At 51.9% G+C, this 24,802-nt stretch carries 27 protein-coding genes and 1 pseudogene; 18 read left to right on the top strand and 10 right to left on the bottom strand.

The window, feature by feature from the left end; genetic code table 11:
• The first annotated feature begins 13 nt into the window (after window positions 1-13).
• Window positions 14-397 carry a cupredoxin domain-containing protein gene (locus P304_RS16245; RefSeq protein WP_051321546.1) on the top strand — a complete coding sequence of 128 codons (384 nt, stop codon included), beginning with the start codon at window positions 14-16 and terminating at the stop codon, window positions 395-397.
• A 56-nt stretch (window positions 398-453) separates the two neighbouring features.
• On the opposite strand, the gene P304_RS0108545 is transcribed toward P304_RS16245, so the two are convergent.
• Window positions 454-2,559: an LPS-assembly protein LptD gene (locus P304_RS0108545; RefSeq protein ID WP_027390202.1), complete on the bottom strand. Its 2,106-nt coding sequence runs from the start codon at window positions 2,557-2,559 to the stop codon at window positions 454-456.
• Window positions 2,556-3,767: a bifunctional folylpolyglutamate synthase/dihydrofolate synthase gene (locus P304_RS16240; RefSeq protein WP_051321545.1), complete on the bottom strand. Its 1,212-nt coding sequence runs from the start codon at window positions 3,765-3,767 to the stop codon at window positions 2,556-2,558. The genes P304_RS0108545 and P304_RS16240 overlap by 4 nt, the downstream gene beginning before the upstream one ends.
• Window positions 3,768-3,973: 206 nt before the next feature.
• Between P304_RS16240 and P304_RS0108530 the strand changes: the two genes are divergently transcribed.
• From P304_RS0108530 to P304_RS16235, 17 genes and pseudogenes are all read left to right on the top strand, one after another.
• Window positions 3,974-4,522 carry a HyaD/HybD family hydrogenase maturation endopeptidase gene (locus P304_RS0108530; protein ID WP_027390201.1) on the top strand — a complete coding sequence of 183 codons (549 nt, stop codon included), beginning with the start codon at window positions 3,974-3,976 and terminating at the stop codon, window positions 4,520-4,522.
• Window positions 4,519-6,153 (top strand): hypothetical protein, encoded by a 1,635-nt coding sequence (locus tag P304_RS0108525; RefSeq protein WP_027390200.1) that lies wholly within the window; start codon window positions 4,519-4,521, stop codon window positions 6,151-6,153. The genes P304_RS0108530 and P304_RS0108525 overlap by 4 nt, the downstream gene beginning before the upstream one ends.
• Before the next feature lie 83 nt (window positions 6,154-6,236).
• Entirely contained in the window at window positions 6,237-6,482 is a 246-nt protein-coding gene (locus P304_RS0108520) for a helix-turn-helix transcriptional regulator (protein WP_034764846.1), read from the top strand.
• A 1-nt stretch (window position 6,483) separates the two neighbouring features.
• Complete coding sequence (hypF, locus tag P304_RS0108515; protein WP_027390198.1) at window positions 6,484-8,748, top strand: carbamoyltransferase HypF; 2,265 nt, start codon at window positions 6,484-6,486, stop codon at window positions 8,746-8,748.
• A 30-nt stretch (window positions 8,749-8,778) separates the two neighbouring features.
• Window positions 8,779-9,156: pseudogene (locus tag P304_RS0108510) on the top strand (DUF1016 N-terminal domain-containing protein); the annotation flags it as partial.
• A 106-nt stretch (window positions 9,157-9,262) separates the two neighbouring features.
• Window positions 9,263-9,397 carry a zinc ribbon-containing protein gene (locus tag P304_RS17675; RefSeq protein ID WP_084417637.1) on the top strand — a complete coding sequence of 45 codons (135 nt, stop codon included), beginning with the start codon at window positions 9,263-9,265 and terminating at the stop codon, window positions 9,395-9,397.
• Window positions 9,398-9,934: 537 nt separating this feature from the next.
• A complete protein-coding gene (locus P304_RS0108505; RefSeq protein ID WP_027390196.1) occupies window positions 9,935-11,533 on the top strand; it encodes a peptide chain release factor 3 in 1,599 nt (532 codons plus the stop codon).
• 21 nt (window positions 11,534-11,554) lie between these two features.
• Window positions 11,555-11,896 carry a hypothetical protein gene (locus P304_RS0108500; protein WP_027390195.1) on the top strand — a complete coding sequence of 114 codons (342 nt, stop codon included), beginning with the start codon at window positions 11,555-11,557 and terminating at the stop codon, window positions 11,894-11,896.
• 34 nt (window positions 11,897-11,930) lie between these two features.
• Entirely contained in the window at window positions 11,931-12,905 is a 975-nt protein-coding gene (pseB, locus tag P304_RS0108495; protein WP_027390194.1) for a UDP-N-acetylglucosamine 4,6-dehydratase (inverting), read from the top strand.
• A gap of 3 nt (window positions 12,906-12,908) precedes the next feature.
• Window positions 12,909-13,466 carry a DUF366 family protein gene (locus P304_RS0108490; RefSeq protein ID WP_027390193.1) on the top strand — a complete coding sequence of 186 codons (558 nt, stop codon included), beginning with the start codon at window positions 12,909-12,911 and terminating at the stop codon, window positions 13,464-13,466.
• 93 nt (window positions 13,467-13,559) lie between these two features.
• Window positions 13,560-13,772, top strand: coding sequence for a 30S ribosomal protein S21 (rpsU, locus tag P304_RS0108485; protein ID WP_027390192.1), 213 nt, complete (start codon window positions 13,560-13,562; stop codon window positions 13,770-13,772).
• Window positions 13,773-13,840: 68 nt separating this feature from the next.
• Window positions 13,841-14,461, top strand: a complete 621-nt coding sequence (gene yihA, locus P304_RS0108480; RefSeq protein WP_027390191.1) for a ribosome biogenesis GTP-binding protein YihA/YsxC — start codon at window positions 13,841-13,843, stop codon at window positions 14,459-14,461.
• Between the two features lie 18 nt (window positions 14,462-14,479).
• Complete coding sequence (locus tag P304_RS0108475; RefSeq protein ID WP_027390190.1) at window positions 14,480-14,983, top strand: hypothetical protein; 504 nt, start codon at window positions 14,480-14,482, stop codon at window positions 14,981-14,983.
• Between the two features lie 51 nt (window positions 14,984-15,034).
• Window positions 15,035-16,363 (top strand): trypsin-like peptidase domain-containing protein, encoded by a 1,329-nt coding sequence (locus P304_RS14780; RefSeq protein ID WP_034764841.1) that lies wholly within the window; start codon window positions 15,035-15,037, stop codon window positions 16,361-16,363.
• 23 nt (window positions 16,364-16,386) lie between these two features.
• Window positions 16,387-17,325: an NAD(P)/FAD-dependent oxidoreductase gene (locus P304_RS14775; RefSeq protein WP_034764839.1), complete on the top strand. Its 939-nt coding sequence runs from the start codon at window positions 16,387-16,389 to the stop codon at window positions 17,323-17,325.
• On the top strand, window positions 17,322-17,717 hold the full coding sequence (locus P304_RS0108460) for an SRPBCC family protein (protein ID WP_027390189.1): 396 nt from the start codon (window positions 17,322-17,324) through the stop codon (window positions 17,715-17,717). Before P304_RS14775 ends, P304_RS0108460 begins: the two co-directional genes overlap by 4 nt.
• Window positions 17,711-18,703, top strand: a complete 993-nt coding sequence (locus P304_RS16235) for an HhH-GPD family protein (RefSeq protein WP_160165042.1) — start codon at window positions 17,711-17,713, stop codon at window positions 18,701-18,703. The genes P304_RS0108460 and P304_RS16235 overlap by 7 nt, the downstream gene beginning before the upstream one ends.
• Before the next feature lie 67 nt (window positions 18,704-18,770).
• Here P304_RS16235 and rpmB read toward each other — a convergent pair whose 3' ends face one another.
• The 8 genes from rpmB to yidD all read right to left on the bottom strand — a co-directional run bounded on the left by rpmB (window position 18,771) and on the right by yidD (window position 24,797).
• The gene (gene rpmB, locus P304_RS16670) at window positions 18,771-18,956 is read right to left on the bottom strand and encodes a 50S ribosomal protein L28 (RefSeq protein WP_084417635.1); all 186 of its coding nucleotides are present in this window, start codon (window positions 18,954-18,956) and stop codon (window positions 18,771-18,773) included.
• 109 nt (window positions 18,957-19,065) lie between these two features.
• On the bottom strand, window positions 19,066-19,836 hold the full coding sequence (locus P304_RS0108450) for a carbon-nitrogen family hydrolase (protein ID WP_051321543.1): 771 nt from the start codon (window positions 19,834-19,836) through the stop codon (window positions 19,066-19,068).
• Window positions 19,836-20,501 (bottom strand): fumarylacetoacetate hydrolase family protein, encoded by a 666-nt coding sequence (locus P304_RS0108445; RefSeq protein WP_027390187.1) that lies wholly within the window; start codon window positions 20,499-20,501, stop codon window positions 19,836-19,838. The genes P304_RS0108450 and P304_RS0108445 overlap by 1 nt, the downstream gene beginning before the upstream one ends.
• Before the next feature lie 18 nt (window positions 20,502-20,519).
• Window positions 20,520-21,308 carry an IclR family transcriptional regulator gene (locus tag P304_RS0108440; RefSeq protein ID WP_027390186.1) on the bottom strand — a complete coding sequence of 263 codons (789 nt, stop codon included), beginning with the start codon at window positions 21,306-21,308 and terminating at the stop codon, window positions 20,520-20,522.
• A 301-nt stretch (window positions 21,309-21,609) separates the two neighbouring features.
• A complete protein-coding gene (fsa, locus tag P304_RS0108435) occupies window positions 21,610-22,254 on the bottom strand; it encodes a fructose-6-phosphate aldolase (RefSeq protein WP_027390185.1) in 645 nt (214 codons plus the stop codon).
• Window positions 22,255-22,256: 2 nt separating this feature from the next.
• Complete coding sequence (gene jag / locus P304_RS0108430) at window positions 22,257-22,982, bottom strand: RNA-binding cell elongation regulator Jag/EloR (protein ID WP_027390184.1); 726 nt, start codon at window positions 22,980-22,982, stop codon at window positions 22,257-22,259.
• Between the two features lie 22 nt (window positions 22,983-23,004).
• On the bottom strand, window positions 23,005-24,570 hold the full coding sequence (yidC, locus tag P304_RS16230) for a membrane protein insertase YidC (RefSeq protein ID WP_051321542.1): 1,566 nt from the start codon (window positions 24,568-24,570) through the stop codon (window positions 23,005-23,007).
• On the bottom strand, window positions 24,555-24,797 hold the full coding sequence (yidD, locus tag P304_RS0108420) for a membrane protein insertion efficiency factor YidD (RefSeq protein ID WP_027390183.1): 243 nt from the start codon (window positions 24,795-24,797) through the stop codon (window positions 24,555-24,557). The genes yidC and yidD overlap by 16 nt, the downstream gene beginning before the upstream one ends.
• Window positions 24,798-24,802: the final 5 nt, after the last annotated feature.

Below are 24,802 nucleotides of genomic sequence, written 5' to 3'. Positions count from 1 at the left end.
AAGCGAGGGGACAATGAGATCATTCAAAGAAATACTTGCTGCACTGGTCGTGATTGCCATGGTTATCGGCCTGCCGATCGGCTTCACGCTGGCAAAAAACATTGGCAAGGAACCAAACACCATCGACATTATCATCCGTGCGGCGGAAGATGGCGGTTTTTCGCCAAACCGAGTCGTTGTCAAACAGGGCGAACCTGTGCGCTTGCGCCTCATCAGCGAAGATGTTACCCACGGCTTTATTATCGGCGAACTGGGTGTTGACGCGGGCAAAATCCTGCCCGGTAAAATGAAAACCATTGAGTTTACCCCGAAACGCAAAGGGGAATTCGGCTTTGTGTGCAGCGTTATCTGTAGTCCGCTACATACGCGCTTGCGTGGAACTTTAGTTGTTGAATAGAAAAAAAATCCCCCGCGTGCCACGCGGGGGATTTTTTGTTTTTTAACAGAGTAGAATTACCCCGCTAAGGTAAATTTGACATAGACCGTGCGATCAACTTCAATCGCGGGCGTGCGGTCTTCGGCAACTCCCACGCGCATTTGCCAGCAGTCGGCATGATGGATAACTTCAACGTGCTTACGGCGCGGGGTCATTTCACTGAAGGCTCGCTTGACACTGTTTTCTTCGGCGGTCATTTCCGTACCAAGAATCACTTCCCACTGTCCGCGCGTCAGGCGCAGATCGAGCGCCCCATTACTGACACCACGCCGTTCATACGTGTGCACTGCACCCAGCCGTACCCCTTGCAACAGTTCCCATGAAGTTCCAACACTTTGGCGCGTCACTTCTTTTTGATTTGGATCGTACAACGAGTGCCAATCAACGCGAAAGCGGCCAATCCCCAACACAATGCCGTTCAGGATTTCGCCTGAATTATTGTTGCCAAATTCTGTTGGGGAAAATGGTTGCCCAATATGGTGCTCCGCGTACCAATTGGTTCCGGTGAGTCGGTTGACCAGCCGCGGCGTAAAGCGATGCTCATGCTGTGCCAGCAAGGTATCGAACAGTGGCTGAGCGGCCGTTACGCTAGAATCTTGACGGTAATCGGCGTCAAATTCTAATCCGATGCTGTGGCGCGCCCACCCGTGATCGGCGTACAAACGGGCGCTGTTCCAGCGCACTTGCACAAAGGGGAGCAGATAACTGATTGTCTCATCGCCTTCAGCTCGCCAAAGTGGTTTTTCATTGAGAGCGTTCAGTGTGGTTCCGTCCTGCGGCTTCCACGTTTCTCCTTGCAAACCCACTTGCCACTCCATTCCCCAATAGCGCGTGGCCAGTGGCCGGTGGAGCGTCAGGGTGGCACGACTAAAATCAATCGCGTCATAGTCAGAATTACGGCTGCTGTAGCGCAAACGGTTGCCGTCAGTCGTAAACGGAAGTGTCGATTCGCGAAGCCGATAGGAACCAGCATCCAGCGATCCAGAAAGCTGCCAGTCGCTACCCCAGCGTTCCAGAAATGCCGCGCCATAGGGGGCGGTCGTCAGCCGATTATCGCGGTGCTGCGTGGCTTCATGAATCCACGTCTGCTGGCTCTGCCCACGCACAAACGCACTCCACGCCTCTCCCTGATAACCAACACTGGCCAGCGTTTCACTGCGGCCAGCATCGCGCAACCACTCTGGGCCGGACTCATCGTTATAATCATGCGCAAAATCGCGATCAGAAGCCGCATCGTAGCGACCATCAACCATCCACGCATCACGCCGCAATTGATATTCACCGTACGTGCGATAGCGGTGCGGATCGTCGGACTTGGTCTTGCTTTCCTGAATGAAGCGGTGATTCAGTGCGAGCGCGCCAAAGCCATCATCAGCCTGACGATATTCGCCGCCCAGCATCACACCAGTGCGGGTGTACACGTTCGCAAAAATTGAAATATCGCGCGCATCGCCAAATGGATGAAAGTACGTCATTTCCAATCCAGTTCCATTATTCGAACTGCTCGTCAATGCCGGAATCAAGATCCCCGCTTCGCGCTGATTTTTGACGGGATAGACCAAATAGGGAAAATACCAAACGGGAACATTGCGGATGCGAAACGTCACATCGCGAGCGACCAAATAACGCCCTTGCGTCACTTCAGCCTGCCCCGCACGAAATTGCCAATCGGGGCAATCACCAGCACAGGTGGTGAAAGTTCCCGATTCGAGTTGATAACTCAGCGCTCCGGTGCGACGCAGGCTGGTGGCTGAAAAGCGGTAGGTATCATCGTGAACGATTTGGGCGTTCGTTGCTTCGCCAAGTCCGCTGTCTAAAGAATATTCAATCTGCTCCGTCGTAATGCGACTTCCGACACTGTCGACGGTAACATTGCCGCGAAAAACGATAAGCCGTTCCTGTTCAAAATATTCGGCACGATCCGCACGAATACGATACTCTTCATTTTCTAACGTGACATTTCCCGTCGCAATCATCTGCTCGGTTGCCGGATTGCGCGTTACCGCGTCGGCCATCAACGCCGCCGAAGTCGTACATTGATCGGCATACGCCATATGGCTCGCAAGAAGGGTGGAACAAAGCGCCAGAGAGCGCAAGCGTGCTGACAAAAAGTGCCGAATCACGCCTCCTCCAGCAGTGGCAGGATTTGTCCAAGCAGATAAATCGATCCGGTGACCACGACCGAAAACGGGCTTTTTCCGGTGATAAAATTATTGAGCGCTTTCACAGAAGGGCCAACCCCCCGCGCCATAAATATTTTTTCGTGCCCGCAATTATTACGCAACGCAAAAAGCTCGTCCGAAGTACGGCTACGCGGATTACTGATCGGCGTCAGAATCACCACATCAAAGCATTTCCAAAAGTCACAGACGGTTTTATCCAGCTCCTTATCGCGCAGCAGCGTTGTGACTAAGATGCTCCGCTGATTATGGCGTGCGATAAACTCCTTCACGTGCGGCTGAATAACTTCTATCGCGGGCGAGTTATGCGCCGCATCCAGCAGTAATGGGCGATTTTTGTACGTCCGTTCCTGCATACGACACGGGACACGAACGGCCGCCATCTGGCGCAATATTGCCGGATCGACAACCCCAAGGTACCGCATAAAGGCAACGGCATGGCGAAAATTTGCTTCAAGGAAAGGATAGCTCAGCGCATCGTGCACATCTGGCGCAATATCTTCGCCGCGCGAGTCTATATGGGTAGCACTATTTTTCTTCAGCGCCTCCGCCAGTGGTTTTTCCCATCCAGTGGCATCGCCGGTAATTAACACCGTTCCTGGCTTGACAATTGCTAGTTTTTCCGCCGCGATCTCCTCTGCCGTATTGCCAAGAATCTGCGTATGTTCCAGGCCGATAGTGGTTACCACCGACCACTCATTCGGGTGGACATTCGTCGAATCGAGTCGCCCACCAAGGCCAACTTCTATCACCGCATACTCGCATTGCTGATCGGCGAACCAACGAGCGCAAACAACCGTCATAATCTCAAAAAAAGTCAGCTCAAGGTTATGCCTGCGGCAGGTCGTCACCGTCGAGTCGATATACTCCTTTAATAGAGCGACATCTATATCTTTCCCATCCAAATTGATTCGTTCCGCAAGCGAAACCAGATGTGGCGAAGAAAAAAGTCCCGTGCGAAATCCCGCTCCACGGAGCCCAGCGGCAATATACGCCGCCGTGGTTCCTTTACCATTACTTCCGGCAACCAAGATCGAACGATAGCGCCGATGCGGATTGCCAAAGATTTCCATGGCCAATACTGTATTTTCAAGCCCAAGTTTAATCGTATGTTGCGTCTGTCGCAGCAGGTCTTCAAGGTAGCGTTCCATTAGCCTCTCCCATTGATCTGAAACTTTGCGTACTGTAGCATATTTTTTTTCTTGAAGGCTATGAATACCGGAACGGCTGGCACGGTTTCCAGATCAAAATATTTCACCGGATACTCCCACCTGTACCGGATAAAAACCTTGATGCGCAGCTATCCGAGTGCTAGAAATGCCCGCAGCAACGCCCAATTTCACCAAACGAGGTTACCATGAAAATTCTCCTGCTCGGCATCGGCAATGTCCTCTTTGGTGACGAAGGGGTGGGCGTACATTTGGCTACGCTCATGATTACCAACTATCGCTACGATGGACCACATCAAGTAGATATTCTTGATGGTGGCACACTGGCGCACCACTTGATTCCCACCATCGCCGCGTACGATCATGTTGTCATTCTTGACACCGTAGACGTGGCGAACAGTGCCGTTGGCGAGGTCTATTTTTTTGATTATGCCGTTATCCCCGACGCCATCCGCTGGCAGGGGAGTGCCCACGAAGTGGAAATGCTGCACACCCTCACCATGATGGATATGGCGGGCGACCGGCCAACCACATTCATTTTGGGAGTTGTCCCTGAAGTGATTGCCGAAACCTCTTTTGTTATGACACCTGCCGTATTGCACGGCGCAGCCGTTATGGAGAAAAAACTTCTGGCACATTTGCACGGTTTAGGCGTCCAAACCACACGCATTGCCGAAAAAACACTAACCGAATTGGCACAAAAAAGCTGCCAACCTTCGCTGGAGACATCACGATGAACCATACACTCCTCTTTACCTTTGAAAATTGTGCGGATACCGGAATTATTGAACGCTTTTTGCAACGCTGCATGAGCGCCGCACCCACTCTGGAAACACAGCTTGTCCGTCGCCAGACACAAACACTGCTCTTTGCACGTGGCACCGCCGAAGCGCTCGGTCAATTTGGCGAAGTCTTGGCGCTCGAAATCCCGACATCGCTTTTTTTGAGTGAAGCGAACGTCACTATCGCAACCGAGTGGCCCGCTGAAAACGAACAGTGGAACCTACCAAACATACCACTCAATATTCCACCGTGCGCCCATTGTGTTGCGAATGTAAACGATCCGCACAGCCACGCATATACCAATCCGTTTCATTTCTGCCCCTGTTGTGGGTACACAAAGAGCCTTGCGCCACAACCACGGACTCTGGAATGGCATGAACCAAACGGCGTCGGCACCGTGGCGCATGCGAGCGAAGAATTCCCCCTCCTTTTTCAACAATGCGTGGAAACCTTGCGTCAGGGAGAATCAGTCGCGGTGCACACATTCAGTGGCTGGCAGGAAGTCGCAATGATTGACGCCCAAAGTGCTCGGAATCGTCGCGGCGCAACCCTTATTTTTGCCGATCTCAGTGGGATATCGCGTTGGACACACGCCACCCCAGAAGAAGAAAAACTCTGCGCTACCATCGAAAAACCTGCCCTCTTTGTCCCCGTCCGCGAAGCACTCCGCCAACGCACACACAGCGATTGGGGCGGTATATGGTGCGCCTTACCCGACGACCTAATGCTTTTTTTGATAGCACAACCGCTAGCCGATGCTGAATCGCTGCCACTGGTGACATGGCCATGCGATGATCCAGAAAATGCCAGCTATCGGCTGAGTTTCAGCGGCGAACTCTTTCAGCCGGAACAGCGGCCACGCATAGCCTGCACCGACAGCACACTACGTATTCGCGACGGCCAGCGGTCGCTCGACCTCCATGCGCTGCCGCACAACGAAGTGGCCGGAACGATCGTCTGTCACGCTCCACTCGGGAGTGAAGCGTTAGCACTCTACCAAATCGGCCATGATGGGCAGCAAACAGCCGTGCCGTGCGCCATCGACCAAACGCAAACTGTCGCCGGACTGGTGCAGAGCATTGCCACGCTCGACGAAGGTGCCGCGCGTCTTTTAGAAACTTTTCGCGCTACTTATCCCGAAATTTGGCAACATCTGAGCCACGATCACACCCCGCTGCACCTTGGCAGTGTCTGGCACGTCTGGGGCGTTGCCAGCCGCATTCTCGGACAAGGAAATGCCCAAAATACGCTCGATGACGATGCCGCCGAACTTGAATCCATCGCCCTCCAGCAACCCTTTGCCAAAGGGCTGCGCTTGCAGTACGGTGCGCCGCAGGGCACATCATTCGAGGCACTGTTCGATCCCCGTTGGCTGCTGCGTTCCGTCATCAGCTATCGCATGGCGGGCGCTTCGCCAGCGGCTATTGCTTTTGGTTGCATTGAAAGCTTTGCAGACTTTACCGCCCATGCTGTTGCCAGCCAGCTTGCCGACGCTTCGCAAACGCTGACTCCCGTGTTAACCGGAGGGATTTGGACAAATCGGATACTTGCCATGCAAGTAGGCCGAATAGGTTTCTGGAAATAACACAATTAACAATTGACACAAATCCATTCAATTCTCATATTTATACTGGGTGTAGCGCATGAGAAATGAACGGGGAGGATTCCATGAAATTTAAAGCCATACCAATCCATCCACTCTACGAATACCGCATCACGCGCAATATGACACAGGCTGATCTTTCCGACCTGCTACACGTTTCGCGCGCCCATATCAGCGCTATTGAACGGGGCATTCACTACCCTTCGCTCAAACTCGCGCAGGTGATAGAGCAGGTGACTTCCGGCTTTGTTTCTGCTGAAGCCTGCTTCGCCTTTGCTGATGCCATGAACGCAAAACCATCGAAACGCTAATATGCTTGCTCACCTCAAAGGAATCCGCCTTCACTTTACCGGTACGGTGCAGGGGGTCGGATTCCGCCCCGCCATCGCCAGGCTCGCCAAAGAACTCCGACTTGATGGAGAAGTCCGCAACACTGCTACCGGCGTTACCGCCGAACTCCACGGCCTGAGCAGCGCCATCGAACAATTCCTCACCTCGCTCCCCACCGCACTCCCCGCCATGGCGCATATTGCCACACAACAGCACAATGAGATTCCCTATCAAATACAGCAGGGTTTTCACATCAATCTCACCGAGCACAGCGCCCACCACATAACCGTCTCCGTGCCGCCCGACATTGCCCTGTGCGATGAGTGTGTCACCGAAATGCACGATCCCCGCAACCGCCGCTACCGCTATCCGTTTATCAACTGCACCAATTGCGGGCCGCGCTACTCGATCCTGCACACTTTACCGTATGACCGCCCCGCAACATCGATGGCACCGTTTTCGATGTGTCCGGCGTGTGCCGCGGAATATCACGACCCCGCCAATCGCCGCTTTCACGCCCAGCCCGTGAGCTGTTTTGCCTGCGGTCCGCGCCTTTGGTTGCGCGATAGCACGGGCCAGGAGTGCGCCACTGGCGAAAACGCCCTGCACCAAGCCGCCGCATGGATTCAGCGTGGTGGCATCATCGCTTTGCGCGGCCTTGGCGGCTATCACCTGATTTGCGATGCCACCAATGACTATGCCGTGGCAACCTTGCGCCAGCGCAAACGCCGTCCGACCAAACCGTTTGCCGTCATGTTTCCCACTATTGATCAGCTGAATGCGTACCTTCAGCCCACGCCGGAAGAGCGGCGGCAGCTGCAACACCCCGCCCACCCTATCGTGCTGATCACCACACGCCATGACGACGGCGCCCAGCAACTCAGCTCGCACGTCGCCCCCGACCTGCCGTGGATCGGGGCATTTCTCCCCTACACGCCACTCCACATGCTCTTACTGGAACAACTGGGTACACCGATTATCGCGACATCCGCTAACATTGCCGACGAACCGATCATCACCGAATTTGACACGCTCGCTCGCCATCTGACAGGCGTGTACGACGCCGTCCTCGACCACGACCGCGAAATCGTCAACGGCTGCGACGACAGCGTGATTGCCGTCATTGGCGACCGCCCGCTGCCCGTGCGCAAAGGGCGCGGCATGGCGCCCCATCCCACCCGCCTACCCATCCCACTCGCCGTGCCAACGCTGGCTGTTGGCGGGCAGCAGAAAAACACCATCGCCATCGGTTGGGACGATCAGGCCATTCTCAGCCCGCATATCGGCGACCTTGACACGCTGGAAAGCTTTGCCACGTTTGACAGAATGCGCGAAACACTCTACCGCCTCTACCGCTTTGAACCGCAGCAGATCACATGCGACCTGCACCCCAACTACGACACCACGCGCTGGGCGACCCAGCAAGGGCTGCCACTCGTGCGCGTGCAGCATCACCACGCACACATTCTGGCCGTTATGGCAGAATACCAACTGAACGAACCCGTGCTGGGACTGGCGTGGGATGGCACCGGCTATGGCAGCGATGGCATGATCTGGGGCAGCGAAGTGCTACGCGTCGACCCCCAAGGATTTCAACGACTCGCCCATCTGCGACCATTCCCACTCCCCGGCGGCGAAAAATGTGCGCGTGAACCGCGCCGCAGTGCATTAGGTATGCTCTGCGAAATATTCGGTGCCGCCGCTATCCCAACCGATGATCGCGCGCTTGCCACCTTCACGCCGCAGGAAATTCACCTTCTTGCGGGGCTGGCCAGCAAACCCACCACCATCCGCACCACATCGATGGGACGGCTTTTTGATATCGCCGCCAGCCTCCTTGGCCTGTGTCACATTGCGCGGCACGACGCCGACGCCCCGATGCGACTCGAAGCCCACTTCGACCCCAATCTACACGTAAAACCTTACCCCATGCCAATCGACGGTATGCTGATCGACCCACGCCCCATGGCGCGCGCGCTGATGCTGGAACAAAACCCCACCGTAGGAGCCACGCGGTTTTTCCACACCTTGGCGAAACTGATCGTCACCCTTGCCCGCCAAGAAGGGCTTCCAGTCGTGCTTTGTGGTGGCGTTTTTCAAAATCGCGTGTTGTGCACGTTGGCGTTGGAAGCACTGCGGGAAACCGGCCTGCCAATCTACCTCCCGCGCATCTATCCGCCCAACGATGGCGCGCTGGCACTGGGGCAATTGCTGGCAGCGGCACAGGGAATTCAAGAAAAACGATAACCTGATTGAAAATGCAAGGAGGGATTAACCATGAAGCCGACCGACAAAACTCCAGCAAACAGCTTCGACAAACCGGGCGACTACCCACACCTACTGACCGAGATCAAACAGCGCATCCGCTCCGCCCAATACGAAGCCCTCAAGGCGGTCAACAAGCAACTGGTCGGCCTCTATTGGGACATTGGGCAGATGATCGTCGAACGGCAGAATGCTGAAGGTTGGGGTAAATCCGTGGTGGAGCTGCTCGCCGTCGACTTACAGACGGAGTTCCCCGGTATAGGTGGCTTTTCAGCTTCCAACCTCTGGCGGATGAAAGCATTTTTCGAAACCTACTCTGTACGAGAAAAACTCGCACCACTGGTGCGAGAAATTGGTTGGAGCCACAACCTTGCCATTAACGACAAATGCGCTCTACCATGTTTCTTGTTGATAAAATAGGGAGGTGCAGGATATAATTTTCTGAGTTATGATTGATTCGCAATTCATGCCGCCTCAAAAATCATAAGGAGGAAAAATGTCTAACACAGGCGAAAAACCAGGACTAGGGACATATACTTGCGATAATTGCGGGCAGGTTGTTGTGCTAAATGACAAGACGGATACATTGCCACCCTGCCCACGGTGTCAAAAAACAAAATATACTCCCTAGTTTTAAACAACTTATGGCATATAGCGAAGTGTAGCTTAAATATTGGCGTATCGTTTGGGGTAGAGGTTCGCTTTACACTTTCAATAGTAAAGGAGACCATTATGACTAACTCATTCGTACGTGCTTGGCTTGGGGTTGTGGCGTCTCTGGAGTGCTTGGTAGCAAACCTCTACCCAAACAAGATACGCAGTATTAATTGGCAAACTTCGCTTACATAAGAGCATACGCCACGAATAGGGGGTTCGATTCCCCCGCTCCACCAACTCGTTCACATGGTAAGGGATCCACCGAACTTGAGTATCCTTGCCTGTGGATTCCTCCACCCCCCCCCAACCCCACACCCAAATTGAATTCAAAGTTGACATGATTCGCTAATGGTTTATCATACGTAGCCATTATGTTTGGAGTGTCGCTCAGCTTGGCAGAGCCCACTGTTCGGGATAGTCAACCAATTTTCCCGCTCCAACCATTTTGCATTGCGTTTTGCTGGCACGAGTCCGTGCCTTTTTCTATTTTTAACCAGACAAGGATTCTACTGTGCAAAGTATCATTGCAAATGAAGTCGCCCGCCGCCGCACGTTTGGCATTATTTCACACCCGGACGCCGGAAAAACCACACTGACCGAAAAGCTGCTGCTTTTTGGCGGCGCGATTCAGATGGCGGGAACGGTCAAGTCGCGCAAGTCAGATCGTCACGCCACCAGCGATTGGATGAAGATTGAACAGGAGCGCGGGATTTCGGTGACGTCGTCGGTGATGAAATTTGACTACCGCGATTTTGAAGTCAACTTGCTTGATACCCCCGGCCACCAAGACTTTTCTGAAGATACCTACCGCGTTCTTTCGGCGGTTGATAGCGCCATGATGGTGATTGACAGCGGGAAAGGGGTTGAACCGCAGACGGAAAAGTTGATGGAAGTGTGCCGCATGCGCAACACGCCAATCCTGACGTTCATCAATAAGCTCGACCGCGAAGGGCTTGCGCCCCTCGACATTCTGGCAGATATCGAAAATAAATTGCAGGTGGAATGCGTGCCGATGACGTGGCCGATTGGCATGGGGAAATCGTTTCGCGGGGTATATAACCTTTTTACCCGTTCGCTGTGCCTGTTCCAGTCCAAAAAATCGGAACGTCACAGCGATGTGGTGCTAATCGACTCGCTCGACAGTCCCTTGCTGGACGAACACCTTGGTTCGCAAGCTGACGATCTGCGTACTGATATTGAACTCCTGGAAGGGGCGGCCAGTCCGTTTGATCCGGAGCAATTCCTGAACGGTGGCCAGACGCCGATATTTTTCGGCAGTGCTATCAATAACTTTGGCGTACGCGAACTGCTTGATGCACTGGTAGAACTGGCGCCTGCTCCGCGTCCGCGCCCAACCACGTCTCGAATGATTGCACCGGACGAAGCTTCATTCTCCGGTTTTGTGTTCAAAATTCAGGCCAACATGAATCCCGCGCACCGCGACCGCATTGCCTTTTTGCGTATTTGCTCCGGCAAATTCACCCGTGGCATGAAGCTGCGCCATCACCGCATCGGCAAAGATGTTTCTATTGCCAACGCTACGATTTTCATGGCGCAGGATCGCGCCAATGTCGAAGAGGCGTTTTCCGGCGATATCATCGGCCTGCATAATCACGGTACGATCAAAATCGGCGATACCTTCACGGAAAAAGAGTTATTACAATTTACCGGCATTCCCAACTTCGCCCCAGAACACTTTAAAAAAGTGGTGCTGGACAATCCGATGAAGGCGAAGCAACTGCAAAAAGGGCTAGTACAGCTTGCCGAAGAGGGAGCGGTACAGGTTTTCCGTCCGCTGATGGGCAATGACTTTATCCTTGGCGCAGTCGGGATTTTGCAGTTTGAAGTAACGGTCGCACGCCTGAAAAATGAGTACTCGGTCGAGGCGCACTATATGCCAGTCGAATATTCCACCGCTCGCTGGATTCAATGTGCGGACAAGAAGATGCTGGCCGATTTTGAAAAAAAATGTCGAGCCAATCTGGCACTAGACGCCGAGGATCATCTGACGTACCTTGCTCCAAACGCTTGGCAGCTTAAATACGTTCAGGAACAATGGCCGGACGTGGTATTTGCCAAAACTCGCGAGCAGGGTTTTTCTGGGCTGTAAACGTTTGTAAAGGAGAGAATAATGACATTCATCTTCGGTGGTATCATTCTGCTTCTCCTCTTCATCCTCATCAGTGGATGGTGGCGCGAAGAAAAGCTTGGTGGCCTCCACTGGGTATCAGCAGCCATTCTGGTGCTTCTTTTGGGGATAAGTACGAAGCTCTACTTTGACGGTGTAGAAATCAGCAACGATCAATATGCCGAAATTCGCGCCTACGCAGAAACATGGCCGGAAGTACAACGGCGGCTCGATATTTACATGCAAGATGGGGAAATTACCCGTTTTGAATACCGTGCGCTCGCCACGCTTGCGGAGAGTCTTGCGGCACGACCCGAAAAGTCACAACTCTTAGAACAGCGCTAATAGAGCGCTCTTGCAACAATTACGAGGTGACCACATGAGCTTTCTTGACGGAAAAAGCATCCTGATTACTGGTGGCACAGGCTCTTTTGGGAAAAAATGTATCGAAATTCTGCTACGCGACCATCAGCCCAAGCGCGTCGTCGTCTATTCGCGTGACGAGCTGAAGCAATTTGAAATGCAGGAAACGCTGTCAAACCCTAAAGTCCGCTATTTCCTTGGCGATGTGCGCGACAAGCAACGGCTCACTATGGCGCTCAAAGGGATTGACTATGTGATTCACGCCGCTGCGCTCAAGCAAGTTCCCGCCTGCGAATATAACCCGTTTGAAGCCGTCAAGACCAACATTCTCGGGGCGCAAAATATCATCGAAGCGTGCCTTGAAGCCGATGTCAAAAAAGTTATTGCCCTTTCGACCGATAAAGCCGCCAACCCCGTCAACCTCTACGGTGCCACCAAACTCTGTTCCGACAAACTCTTTATCGCGGGCAATGCGTACAGCGGCGGCAAAAGCCCGATATTTTCGGTTGTGCGCTACGGCAACGTCATCGGCTCGCGCGGCAGCGTTATCCCTATTTTCAAAGCCAAGGCCGCCACAGGCGAAGAGATTTCGATTACCGATTCACGGATGACCCGCTTTTGGATCACGTTGGAGCAAGGGGTGCAATTCGTCCTCTCTTCATTCCAAATGATGCACGGCGGCGAAATTTTCGTCCCGAAAATCCCTTCTATGAATATTATGGATTTAGCGCTCGCCATTGCACCAAATTGCCAACAAGTCGTAACAGGCATTCGCCCCGGCGAAAAGCTGCATGAAGTTATGGTGCCAGAAGACGATGCCCGTAGCGCCGTCGAACTCGATGATCGTTATGTTATTCTCCCACAAGCGTGGTGGTGGAAAGGGAAAACAAAAATTCAGGGAACACCAGTGCCAGAAGGATTCGTCTACTCCAGCGATAATAACGCCGAATGGCTGGGTGTCGAACAACTACGCGCTATGATTGGGGACTAGCCCGTGTCGTTTGCGTACACCTTTCTGGAAAAACCGCTCTTTTACGACGGTACACAACTGCGCGAACTTTTTCCGCGCACCAGTGGCGGGGTAATGGGAAATGGGGCGGTTGCCTTTCTCGGCGGTTGCCGCGTTGAACTTGAACACCTTGTCGATAGCGATGATGTGGCGCAGAACGCACCAATATATTCCGAATCTATGCTCCACTGCATTCACGAATATTTCGATATCGACCTCCTCGCGACGGTCTTTTTGCAACGACTCTTTATCTCGCTGGTCACCGATTTACTCCGCGAACATGGCGCACCGGTTGCGCGCCGTGGCGACGATATCTACGCCAACGATAGAAAACTGTCGGTCTCCATTGCCACTGCCTCGCGTGTTTCAACGCTGATCCACTGCGGCTTTAATCTCTCTTCACACAACACCCCGGTGCCGACCATCTCGCTGCCGGAACTTGGCATACACGATGCGAAAGCCTTTAGCGACGAACTCTTCCATCGCTACCACCGTGAGTTTGTCGGATGTTTCCATGCCCGCTGCAAAGTCTTTGGCGTGTAGCCACCCGCTCACGCGGTCGAAAATAGTTTGACTTCGCGCGCGGCACTATGCTAACTATTCCGGCTAATGTATACAGAAATGGGGTGATTGATCGTGAGCGTCAACGCATTTATCCGAGTGGATGGCGACGACATCAGCGATTCGTTGAAAGCATTTAAGCGGAAAGTTGAACGGGAAGGTCTGATTCGTGAGATGAAGAAATATACCTTCTACGAAAAGCCAACCGAAGCCAGAAGACGCAAGCTTCTGAAAGCAAAGCGCAAGCAGCAGAAATTGCTCAACAAGCTCCGCAGAATGCAGGGCTAAAAACAGAAGGGGAACCGAATGGTTCCCTTTTTTCGTATCCAACAGGGTACTCACGAAGGAATTGAGACATGACCAACGAGCCGAAAACTATCTACAATGCGAATAAGGTCGAATTCATCACTTCGGCACCATCGCTCGACAAATGCCCAACCGAAGATCGCCCCGAGGTGGTTTTTCTTGGTCGTTCCAATGTCGGCAAATCGAGCTGCCTGAATTCGGTGCTGCGCCGCAATTCAGTCGCCAGAACCAGCAAAACTCCAGGGCGCACACGGCTCTTTAACTACTTTAATATTAACGATGAAGCCTACTTTGTCGATATGCCGGGCTATGGCTACGCAAAGGTTTCACAAGCGCAGCGGCAGGAATGGAATAAAACCATCTACCACTATCTGGCTCACCGCAAGGCGCTCGTACTGGCAGTACTGATTATCGACTCCCGCCTTGAGCCACAGAAAAACGATATCGAAGCGCTGGCAATGCTGGAAAAAGTCCAATTGCCAGTGTTGATTCTGGCGACAAAAACAGATAAACTCGGAAAGTCTGAGCTGAACAAACGGCTTTCGGTTCTCAAGAAGAGCTACAGTTCACGCAGCGTTACTCTCTTGCCATTTTCATCCGTCACTCGTGTTGGCGTAGAAGAATTCTGGTGGGAGCTTACCAGTCGTCGCATTGTCAACACGGCTACATAACCAGCACGGAGGTGCCACATGGATTCCAAAGATACACGCGGATCGCTTGACAAAATTTACGAATCGATTCGTAAAGGGGTTGTAAAAAGTAAAGACGAAGTGGTTAAGCTGACAAAAATCGGCAAACTCAAGCTTGAAATCGTCAACCTTGAGCGGAAAAAATCCGCTAAGCTTCAGGAATTAGGGGAATTAACCTATCAATTGCTCAAGACGGGAAATCTCCAGTTTAATGAAGAATTTCTTGGCCTTATCGAGCAGGTGGAAAAAATAGAAGCGGAAATTACGGTTCACGATTCATTGCTGGAAGAAATTCACCTGAGCAGCGAGATGGCCGACCTCACTCCTGATGAACAAACAAAGCCAGAAGAAAAACCTGAAGAAGTCGATGAAAATAGCAAGAAACCCATTGACGCTCCAGAAGATTACATCGCTGACGATATTGGCATTGCCACGCCACGCACCGAAGGGGTAGAGACCGAGAGTCATCACACCGAATCGGAAAAAAAAGCATCAGAGAAGTAATTTCACCCGCGCATTATCATCCCTTACNGTTTTTTGCGTAAGGATCAATCTATGAGCCGTATTCTTTTACTTTTCCTCATTATATACTTAGCGATAACGCCAAATGCCTTTGGCGATCCACGTCGCACGCCGGTGGTTGAGGTTGTGGAAAAGGTTGGCGGCGCCGTTGTCAACATATCCACGGTAACGGTCAAGCAAACACAGTCAGTGCCGTTTGTGTTTAATGATCCGGTATTTCAAGAATTCTTTGGCAATTTTTTCCGCGATCCACGCCGCACCTATCGCGCCCGCTCGCTTGGCTCAGGAGTAATTATCGACTGCCGCCAAGGGCACATTCTCACCAACACGCATGTGGTCGATGGCGCGACAGAGATCACGGTCTTCACCAGCAACAACCGTAGCTATACTGCCACACTCATTGGACTTGACCGCCGTAGCGACATCGCCGTATTGGGCATTCAAGCAAGCCCTGGCGAACCGCTCCAGTGCATCCGCCCATTTGATTCCGATCATATTCTGATTGGCGAACCAGTTGTCGCCATCGGTAATCCGTTTGGCTTTTCAAACACCGTAACCACGGGAATCGTTTCCGCTACAGGACGCTCCATTCAGGATAACGACCGAATGTTCAACAATCTGATCCAAACCGACACCATGATCAACCCTGGCAATAGTGGCGGGCCACTCCTGAATATCAATGGCGATCTAATCGGTATTAATACGGCTATTTATCGCAATGCACAGGGGATTGGCTTTGCCATTCCTTCAAACAAAGCACTGCGCGTGTACCGCTCGCTGGTACGTCATGGGCGAGTTGAACGGGCATGGATTGGCATAGAAGTGCAGGAGTTGAACGAGCAGATGCGCACCGTGTTTGGCGGCCATACGCTGCCGTATGGCGTACTCGTCAGCCGTATTATCGACCAGCAACTTGCCGCACAACGCTTGTTACAACCACAGGATATTATCATCCAAGTTGGCAATATTCCCGTTTCCAGTGAAGCCGATTTTCTAGAGCAAGTGGGCGACTACACGCCGGACGACACGATTACGCTGACCATTGTGCGGCGCGGCGAACTCCTGCGCATTCCGGTGGCCGCGCGTTCATTACCGATTGAATACGGCCTGAAAGTACTGGAAGAGTGGTTAGGATTGCGCGTTGAGCCCTATCAACAACGTGCGATGCAAATAAAAGAAGTGCTTCGCCGTAGCTGGGGTGATAAAACTGGGTTAGTGCAGGGCGATTTTATTATGTCCATCAATGGGCAAGAAGTCGGCACTTTGCCTCGGTTGGTAGAGGCCTTATTGGCTGCCCGCGCTCAGGGTGGCGGAAAAATGGAAATCCGGCGCGGACACGGCAGTGCCGTTGTGCAATTTTAACTTGTTCTATGGAGGAGTCATACATGAATACGACCGAAAAAATCTATGATGTCATTATTGCCGGACTCGGCCCTGCGGGTGCCTCGGCCGCCATTTACACTGCGCGCAAAAACCTTTCTACCCTGATTGTGGCCTATGATTCCGGCGGACAGTTGACCAAAACCTTTGATGTCGAAAATTATCTGGGCATTATCCACTCCACTGGCTGGGAAATGGCAATGCTCTTTGAAGAGCACGTCCGGAAATATGCCGTCGATATCGAGCTCGGTGCCGCTGTCGAAAAAATTGAAGATCATGGCGACACAAAAACATTCATCACCACTGACGGCAAACGCTATACCGGCAAATCGGTAATCATCGCGACTGGGGCAAAACCCAAGAAAATCAACGTCGCTGGTGAAGATGAATATAACGGCAAAGGATTAACCTACTGCACCACCTGCGACGGCCCACTGTACCGCAAAAAAGTGGTTACTATCATCGGCGGCGGCACTTCTGGCGTCGAAGCTGCGCTGGAGATGGCGAAGATTGCCAGCGAGGTTAACCTTATTGTCCGCAGTCAACTGCGCGGCGAACCAATTCTGATGGATCGCCTTGCCGAGCTGCCCGTCAATGTGTATGAAAATTATATCCCAGACGAAATCATCGGCGATGGCCAATACCTGACCGCTATTCGTATTAAAGAAAAGAACACCGGCGTTACCAAAGAAATTACAACTGATGGTGTTTTCGTCGAAATCGGCCGTTCACCAAACTTTGCGCTTGCAGATAACTTATTAGAAACAAATGAAATGGGCGAAATCGTTGTCAACGGCCTCAACGAAACCAACGTACCGGGGATTTTTGCTGCAGGCGATGTCACAAGCGTCAAATACAAGCAAATTGGCATTGCTGTCGGCGAGGGAAGTAAAGCCGCCTTGCGCTTGACCGAATACCTAACCCGTCTTGGAGGAAAAGCGTGAACCAGAGCCGTTATCCGATAGCTCTCCCGCCAGATCAGGTCTATGCAATGCTGAAAGACCCTTCGGCCTACCCGGAATGGTCAATGATGATCGACGCCGTCGAGCCACAAACCAACGGCTCGTGGAGTGCCATCACCATGATGGGGCCAATTCCCTTTACATGGCAGTGCCATGATGCGGAACGGCGTGTTGAGGCGACCTATCAGGCACTTGGCATGTCTATTCTGAGTCGCTTTGGCGTTGAAGCAGGTGCCGACAGCGATAGCGCTATCATTACGGTTGATTTTCCGCACTTAGATGGCGCCGAAGAGGGTGTCGGTATAAGCGCCATGCTGCAAGGGATGATCGAGCAAGACTTACAGAATTTTACGCAATGGGCTGGGGCGTGCTGATCACAGAGACGCTCGATTTCCTAGGAGCCACACTCACTGCTCACGCTCCTCTGTTTCGTCGCGAAGGGCTCCCCTGGCGTACTGCCACGGCGAGCCCATATCATATCTGGGTGAGCGAGGTGATGCTGCAACAAACGCAAGTCAGCCGAGTCACCCCTTTCTACACGCGGTTTATCACCCGCTTCCCTTCACTGCATGACCTGCAAAATGTGCCATGGGAAGAATTTCTGCCCTACTACGCCGGGCTTGGCTACTATCAACGCGGCCGCAATATGCTCCTGTGCGCGCAACGCCTCTGCCACGAATACGGTGGAATGTTTCCCAACGATGAAACCGCCCTGCGCCGCCTGCCCGGCATTGGGTCGTATACCGCACGCGCCATTCTAGCATTTGGCTTCGGGCAAGCGGTACTGGCCTGCGACACCAATCTCGAAAAAGTACTGGGGCGCTATCTGTATGGCGAAAAACGTAAAAGCTCAGAGCTTGCTGACGCAGAAACAGCCTTACTTCCCTATCTACCGGAATTAAATGGCTTACTGATGGATTTCGCAGGAGTGGTCTGCCGCAAAGAACCACACTGTGAGGCCTGCCCGTTGCGCCCGCAGTGTTGCCATGCAAACGCTGTCAGTCGTAGCCCGCAAGACCCACAGATCAAACAACAACGGAGAGGACAGGCGCGCGCCACCATCGTCTGGCTGCACGAAAAACACCAGCACTACTACTCCGCAACGCCCGAAGCGTACATGCCGTTTACGCTTCCACCTGAATACGTTGGCAGGTCGGCCGTGAAACAATACTTTCGTGATACGTGGCAGCTTGACGTGTCTGTCCGCCCTCCGTTTGCCCGTGTGCAGCACGCTGGCGTAGCAACGGATCTGGTGAATGCCCAAATACTCGACGGCTCACCTGCTTTTACGATTTTCCCTGCCAATGCGGCACGGCTAACGCGGGAAGCCTACCTGCACCAATCCGACCCACCAGCATAAACTGAAATGCAAAAAGCCCAGCGGACTCACTCCACTGGGCTTTTGACACTCTGACAAAATCCGCTACTTAGCTTACCTTGTCAAGGGTTCTCAGGCAGCCGGTGCATATCTTAATACGCATTGGCTTGCCATTGACTTCTACCAACTTGCTCTTCAAGTTCGGAAGAGAGCGCTTTTTCGTTCTGTTGTTGGCATGGCTCACGTTGTTTCCAACTTGAGGTCCTTTGCCGCAGATGTCACACTTTCTGGCCACGTACCTACCTCCAGATCTTTATAAAAAGTAAACGTTGTTTCCTTAAAATCGACAGGGGATACTACCACACCCGTTTTCCCTCTGCAATGGAAAATATTCGCTGATTCCATCAGTAGCATTCGGGACGACGGTCGCGAAATACCGGAATGATCCGACGCACTTCACTGCTTTTCGTGGGATCAATTTCGACGCAGAGCACCTCTTCATGATTGCGACTCCCTTCCGCAAGCACATTGCCCCACGGATCAATCACCATCGAGTTGCCGGCAAACTGCATATTCTCATGGAGGCTGCCAACATTATTGCAGCTGATAAAATATGCCTGATTCTCAATCGCACGGGCAATACAAAGGGCGCGAAAATGATCGACACGCGCCAGCGGCCACTGGCTCGGCAAGAAGAGCGCACCGGCACCATTTGTAGAAAGGGCGCGGAACATTTCAGGAAAGCGTAGATCGTAACATATGCCAACGCCATACGCGCCCAGAACTCCTGTGTCACTCAGCGCGATTGCTCCACCGGGAGTCAGGTATTTCTCTTCACGCAACAGGGTAAAAAGGTGGATCTTGTCATAAACAAGCTCAAGCGTCCCTTTATTCCAGACGGTGAGGTGATTATATATCGCACTCCCGCGCTGCTGGAGCATCGTACCGATGATAGTGCAATGATACTGCGATGAAAGCGCGGCAAGTTTTGCCTCTATTGCGTCGCACTCGGGAGCAAGCTCAGCGAATTCCTTATTACAGTAGCCCGTACTCCACAATTCAGGCAACACCAGCACATCGCATGGCGTACGCGCCAATGTTGCGGCAACTTTTTCATAATTCGCCCGAGGATCAGCGGTAACGACATCCATTTGATAAATGGCAAGGCGAATCATCACACCGCACCTTCGTCCACTACCGCAAAATCCAGCGCACCAACACCGGCAATAGTGGCGACAACGCGATCTCCATGCTCCAATCGACCAACACCGGCGGGCGTTCCCGTCATAATCAAGTCGTTTTCTTCAAGAGTAAAGTAGCGGCTGGCAGCCGCGATCAGCGCTGGAATATCATGCACCATCTGGCTCGAATTTCCCTGCTGGCGCACAACGCCATTGACCGAGAGATCAAGGTCAAGCGCACTCAAGTCAAGCGCATCGGCTCCAACAAAGGGAGAAAGGAGGCAAGCGCCATCGAAAGCTTTGGCCTGCTCCCACGGCATGCCAGCTTGCTTGCGACGCTGCTGCATATCACGAGCAGTAAAGTCGATACCAACGGCCACGCCATCAATAGCGGACACCGCCTCTGCTGCAGTGCAATTACGACACATGCGCCCAATACGCACAACCAATTCTATTTCATGCTGGAAATCGTTCGTCCATGACGGAATAATCGCCTTCGACGGATCAGGCACTATCGACGTGCATGGCTTCAGAAAAAAAACAGGTTCAGAAGGAGCATCACTCCCCATTTCCTTGGCGTGATCACGATAGTTACGCGCCACGCACAGTATTTTACCGGGTGTAAAAGTAGTCTGATTCATCCAATAGGCATAATACATGAAAGGGGTTCCTCTTTGTTAATCGTAGTAGACAGACCCAAGGCGACGCGAAATCTCGCGACCAGCACGCGTTACGAGCGGGATGATTTCCTTCTCAATCCGCTCACTGGACATGCGTTGCACAGGGCCGGTCACGCTAATTCCCGCAACGGCGGTATTTGTGTAATCACGCACGCTGACGCCAACACAGATGACGCCGGCTTGGTACTCTTCGTCGTCAAGCGAGTAGCCGCGTTCGCCGCACCGCTTAATCTCTTCCAAAATATCCGGCATACTATCCATGGTTTTGGGCGTCCATTTCGTAAGCTTGCACTTACTGAGAATACGCGCGATCTCGTCAGTGCTATCGTGCGCCATCTGAGCCTTTCCAATGGCCGTGCAATATGCTGGCACAATACTGCCAACGCGCGGCACAACGCGAACAGGATGCGTCGTTTCTACCATATCAAGATAGACAACGTTAGAGTCACGCAGAACACCAAGATAAATAGACTCATTGCACTCGCGCGAAGCCTCTTCAAGCACAGAGCGGGCTTGCTTCACCAGGCCAAGCTGCCGGATAAACACCTGCCCAAGTTCCAATGAGCGCAGCCCAAGGCGATAGTTCCCATTTGCCTGATTCTGCTCAATGTACCCACGCGATTCAAGCGTTGCAAGGAGCCGAAAGACATTGTTTTTATGGAGTTCTAGCTTTTTTGAAAGCTCAGTAACTCCCATTTCTGGCTCGCGATTCAGGCAGAACTCTTCCAGAATATCGAGCGCATGAGACACGGATTGAACAGTATAGTCGGTTTTTTTTCGAGGCATAACCATAACGCATTCCTGTTGTAAGTAATAAAAGCACTTTTGTAGCGTGATCACATGGCACTCACACCGAGGAATCACTCGCAACAAAAGCAGTAGCACATGTATAAAAAATTGTTTTAAAATCGTCAACCATGAATTCTATTTACACAGTAAATTTAACAAAAATATTTCTTATCATATTACTATTAAATAAAGTGAAAATAATAATTTGACCCATTAAAGATAAACCCTCATTTTATTTATGAGGGTTTACGTGTCAGCTTCCTTACACAAGCAGGCGCAAGATGCGCTTACAACAGTATTATTGCTGTGAACGAGCGTAGTCGGCCAGAAACGCCTCAATACCACGATCGGTTAACGGGTGATTGACGAGTTGCCCAAGCACCTTAAAGGGGATCGTTGCAATATCAGCGCCCGCTAATGCCGCGTCGGTGACGTGCAGTGGCGAGCGGACAGAAGCGACGATAATCTCTGTTTCATAGCCATAGTTATCGTAGATCGCCCGCACTTGGGCAATTAAATCCATCCCAACCGTACCAATATCATCAAGGCGGCCAACAAATGGGCTGACGTACGTCGCGCCCGCTTTCGCAGCCATCAACGCCTGATTCGCACTAAAACAAAGGGTAACATTTGTCTTGATCCCTTTTTCGCTCAACGAGCGCGTGGCCTTCAAACCATCAAGCGTCAGCGGCAACTTGATCACGATATTGTCACCGATTTTCGCCAGTTCAGTTGCTTCGCTCAGCATGCCAGCATAATCGGTAGCGTTGACTTCGGCACTGACTGGGCCGGGAACTTCACGGCAGATTTCGCGCAGAATATCAATCGCATTCCCTTTTTCTTTCGCCATTAAGCTAGGATTTGTAGTGACGCCATCCAGCAATCCCCAACTATTCGCTTCACGAATTTCCGTACGATTGGCGGTATCAATAAAAAATTTCATGGCTACTCTCCGTCGTTTTCTTGGCTACGACGCGGGCGATACTCGCCACGACTTTCACCATCACGCGGACCACGCGAGCGGTAGCGACGATCAGCGCCTTCTGGTACAACAATGACGCGGCGACGATGCCCTTCGCCACTTGAAACCGTTTTGATTCCTTCAATATCCTTCAGCGCCACATGAATAATTTTACGCTCGCGCGACGTCATCGGGCGCAGTGCCACGGTATGCTGCTCAGCTTGAGCACGTGTGGCGCATTCAAGGGCGTAGCGCTGCAACTCGAGCTCGCTCTCTTCCCAGAAGTTGTTCGAGTCAATCGCTAGGCGAACCACATCGTCACCAGAGCGGTTCACGAGGCGTGAAATAATAAACGCCAGCGATTCGAGCACTTCACCATTATGAAAACGGAGTACGGTGTCGTCGGTCGACTTAATGTGCAGCTTCCATTCGCCTGATTCTTCAAGAGCTTCAATGTCGATGCGGGAAACGTCAACACCCATAGCTGTAACTAAATGCTGAAGATAATTTTTTGCTTCTTCTGCTTTGCCATGCGTTGGTGAGTATGACACTTTAACACGCGCTGGCCGATTCCCGATTAAACCAAAAAGCCCCTTGGCTCCCTCTTCCAGAATGTCGATAACGACCTTGTCGCGGCTTACTCCGAGTCTTTCTAGCGCCGCTTCGGTAGCTTCTTCCACCGATTTTCCTTCAACTTCTACCACTTTCATTCGTTCGTACTCCTTGTTTCTCTCAGTCGGCTTTTTTGTTAATATAGTACTGCTGCGCTATCGAAAGCACGTTGTTCACAATCCAGTAAAGAATAAGCCCCGCAGGGAACCCGAAGAACAAGAAAGTAAACACGACGGGAAGCGCCAGCATGATTTTCTGCTGCGTTGGATCCATCGCTGACGGGGTGAGTTTCTGCTGCAAGAACATCGTCGCGCCCATAATTACCGGTGTTATATAATAGGGATCGGCAGCACTCAAGTCCTGAATCCAGAGTGCAAAAGGAGCATGCCGCAATTCTATCGCATTCAACAGACTTTGATACAGCGCAAAAAATACCGGAATTTGCACTAAGATAGGCAGACAGCCGCTCATCGGATTCGCCTTATTGGTTTTATACAATTCCATAACGGCGGCATTCATTTTTTGCGGGTCATTTTTGAACTTTTCGCGCAGCTTTTTCATTTCAGGCTGCAGCTTGCTGATCTTCTTCATTGCCTTATATGATTTGTGCGTCAGCGGAAAAAATACGATTTTAATCACCACGGTTAACAAAATGATCGCCACCCCATAATTCCCCGTCAGCGCGTAAAACCAGTGAATCAGACTCATAAGCGGCGCAGCAATAAAACCAAACCAACCATAGTCGATACTTTTGTCCATCTCTAAACCAGCGTAACGCTGGAGCAGTGACTTCTCTTTCGGACCATAAAAGACGATTACATCACGGTCGATAGAAGTAATTAAACCACCTGCCTGAACCGTGTTGCCCGGGAAAATACGGAATACTTCCCCCTGTTGTGGCAAGAATGCCAGCAAAAAGAATTTATCCATGGTTCCAGCAAATTGCGCATTCGGGATATCCTGTATTGCTTTTACATCTTCATAACTACCAACTTTTTGCAAACCAGAATCAAGCGTCTTATGCACCATACCCGCATACGAAAACGTGTCCGTTTTTACGTTAGTAATAACCGCAGATGGAAGCGTGGTGATAGTCGATAGCAATCCCGATGCGCTCTCGCCCTCAACACGGTACTGTATTTTCATTTCACTCAGACGAGGAAAGTGATAGGTCTTTTGAAGGATTGCGCCATCGGGAAGAATTGTTTGAAAAGCAATGGCATCAGCCGAGCGCCCAACAACCTCAAAACGCTGCCGCTCAAGATTCATACTGGAAAGATGACCCGCTACGAGTGTAGTGAACGCCGCCTGGCGCGGATGAAGCATTTCCACTAGCTCTCCACCCGTACCATCAGCAAGGTGTTCAGTAAGCTGAATTGAAGTGACCGCAGCACCGGCAAGGCTGAACGTGAGTCGTGCACCATCCGTTTCAAATACAACAAATTCATCCGCCGCCATTGTCGCGGCCATCTCCATGGGCACCGCAGAAGGGGTCGCCGGAAGCGTGGTCGAAGGGATGTTGGCCATTGGCACTTCTTCAGCCGCAGGCATATTGGCAGCTTCAGCAGCTTGACTCTGCGCAAGCTGACGCTGATGTTCTTCAAACTGTGGCTCAACGATGAGAATCTGCCAGCCAATCAATACGATAATTGATAGCACCAGCGCCAAAATCATTTTTTTATCCATCGGAAGACCTCCATTTTTTCGGGAACAATATCAACTCCGCCCGGATGAAAAGGGTGGCAGCGCAGAATGCGACGCGCGGTCAGATAGCTACCCCGCATAAAACCAAAACGCCGGAATGATTCCAAAGAATATTCACTACAGGTGGGAAGAAAGCGACACGATGGTGGTTTCAGTGGCGAAATCACATAACGGTAAAATTGTACAATCCAAATCGCTAGGTATTTCATGGCAC

It is taken from the genome of Chrysiogenes arsenatis DSM 11915 (assembly GCF_000469585.1).
Lineage (GTDB): Bacteria > Chrysiogenota > Chrysiogenetes > Chrysiogenales > Chrysiogenaceae > Chrysiogenes > Chrysiogenes arsenatis.
This window is presented reverse-complemented; position numbering and strand designations above follow the sequence as displayed.

What these genes read in the sequence shown, in the direction of transcription:
- P304_RS16245 (WP_051321546.1), top strand. Translation starts at nt 14, where the DNA reads ATGAGATCATTCAAAGAAATACTTGCTGCACTGGTCGTGATTGCCATG.
- P304_RS16240 (WP_051321545.1), bottom strand. Translation starts at nt 3,767, where the DNA reads ATGGAACGCTACCTTGAAGACCTGCTGCGACAGACGCAACATACGATT.
- P304_RS0108530 (WP_027390201.1), top strand. Translation starts at nt 3,974, where the DNA reads ATGAAAATTCTCCTGCTCGGCATCGGCAATGTCCTCTTTGGTGACGAA.
- P304_RS0108525 (WP_027390200.1), top strand. Translation starts at nt 4,519, where the DNA reads ATGAACCATACACTCCTCTTTACCTTTGAAAATTGTGCGGATACCGGA.
- P304_RS0108520 (WP_034764846.1), top strand. Translation starts at nt 6,237, where the DNA reads ATGAAATTTAAAGCCATACCAATCCATCCACTCTACGAATACCGCATC.
- hypF (WP_027390198.1), top strand. Translation starts at nt 6,484, where the DNA reads ATGCTTGCTCACCTCAAAGGAATCCGCCTTCACTTTACCGGTACGGTG.
- P304_RS17675 (WP_084417637.1), top strand. Translation starts at nt 9,263, where the DNA reads ATGTCTAACACAGGCGAAAAACCAGGACTAGGGACATATACTTGCGAT.
- P304_RS0108500 (WP_027390195.1), top strand. Translation starts at nt 11,555, where the DNA reads ATGACATTCATCTTCGGTGGTATCATTCTGCTTCTCCTCTTCATCCTC.
- pseB (WP_027390194.1), top strand. Translation starts at nt 11,931, where the DNA reads ATGAGCTTTCTTGACGGAAAAAGCATCCTGATTACTGGTGGCACAGGC.
- yihA (WP_027390191.1), top strand. Translation starts at nt 13,841, where the DNA reads ATGACCAACGAGCCGAAAACTATCTACAATGCGAATAAGGTCGAATTC.
- P304_RS0108475 (WP_027390190.1), top strand. Translation starts at nt 14,480, where the DNA reads ATGGATTCCAAAGATACACGCGGATCGCTTGACAAAATTTACGAATCG.
- P304_RS14780 (WP_034764841.1), top strand. Translation starts at nt 15,035, where the DNA reads ATGAGCCGTATTCTTTTACTTTTCCTCATTATATACTTAGCGATAACG.
- P304_RS14775 (WP_034764839.1), top strand. Translation starts at nt 16,387, where the DNA reads ATGAATACGACCGAAAAAATCTATGATGTCATTATTGCCGGACTCGGC.
- P304_RS0108450 (WP_051321543.1), bottom strand. Translation starts at nt 19,836, where the DNA reads ATGATTCGCCTTGCCATTTATCAAATGGATGTCGTTACCGCTGATCCT.
- P304_RS0108445 (WP_027390187.1), bottom strand. Translation starts at nt 20,501, where the DNA reads ATGTATTATGCCTATTGGATGAATCAGACTACTTTTACACCCGGTAAA.
- P304_RS0108440 (WP_027390186.1), bottom strand. Translation starts at nt 21,308, where the DNA reads ATGCCTCGAAAAAAAACCGACTATACTGTTCAATCCGTGTCTCATGCG.
- fsa (WP_027390185.1), bottom strand. Translation starts at nt 22,254, where the DNA reads ATGAAATTTTTTATTGATACCGCCAATCGTACGGAAATTCGTGAAGCG.
- jag (WP_027390184.1), bottom strand. Translation starts at nt 22,982, where the DNA reads ATGAAAGTGGTAGAAGTTGAAGGAAAATCGGTGGAAGAAGCTACCGAA.
- yidC (WP_051321542.1), bottom strand. Translation starts at nt 24,570, where the DNA reads ATGGATAAAAAAATGATTTTGGCGCTGGTGCTATCAATTATCGTATTG.
- yidD (WP_027390183.1), bottom strand. Translation starts at nt 24,797, where the DNA reads ATGAAATACCTAGCGATTTGGATTGTACAATTTTACCGTTATGTGATT.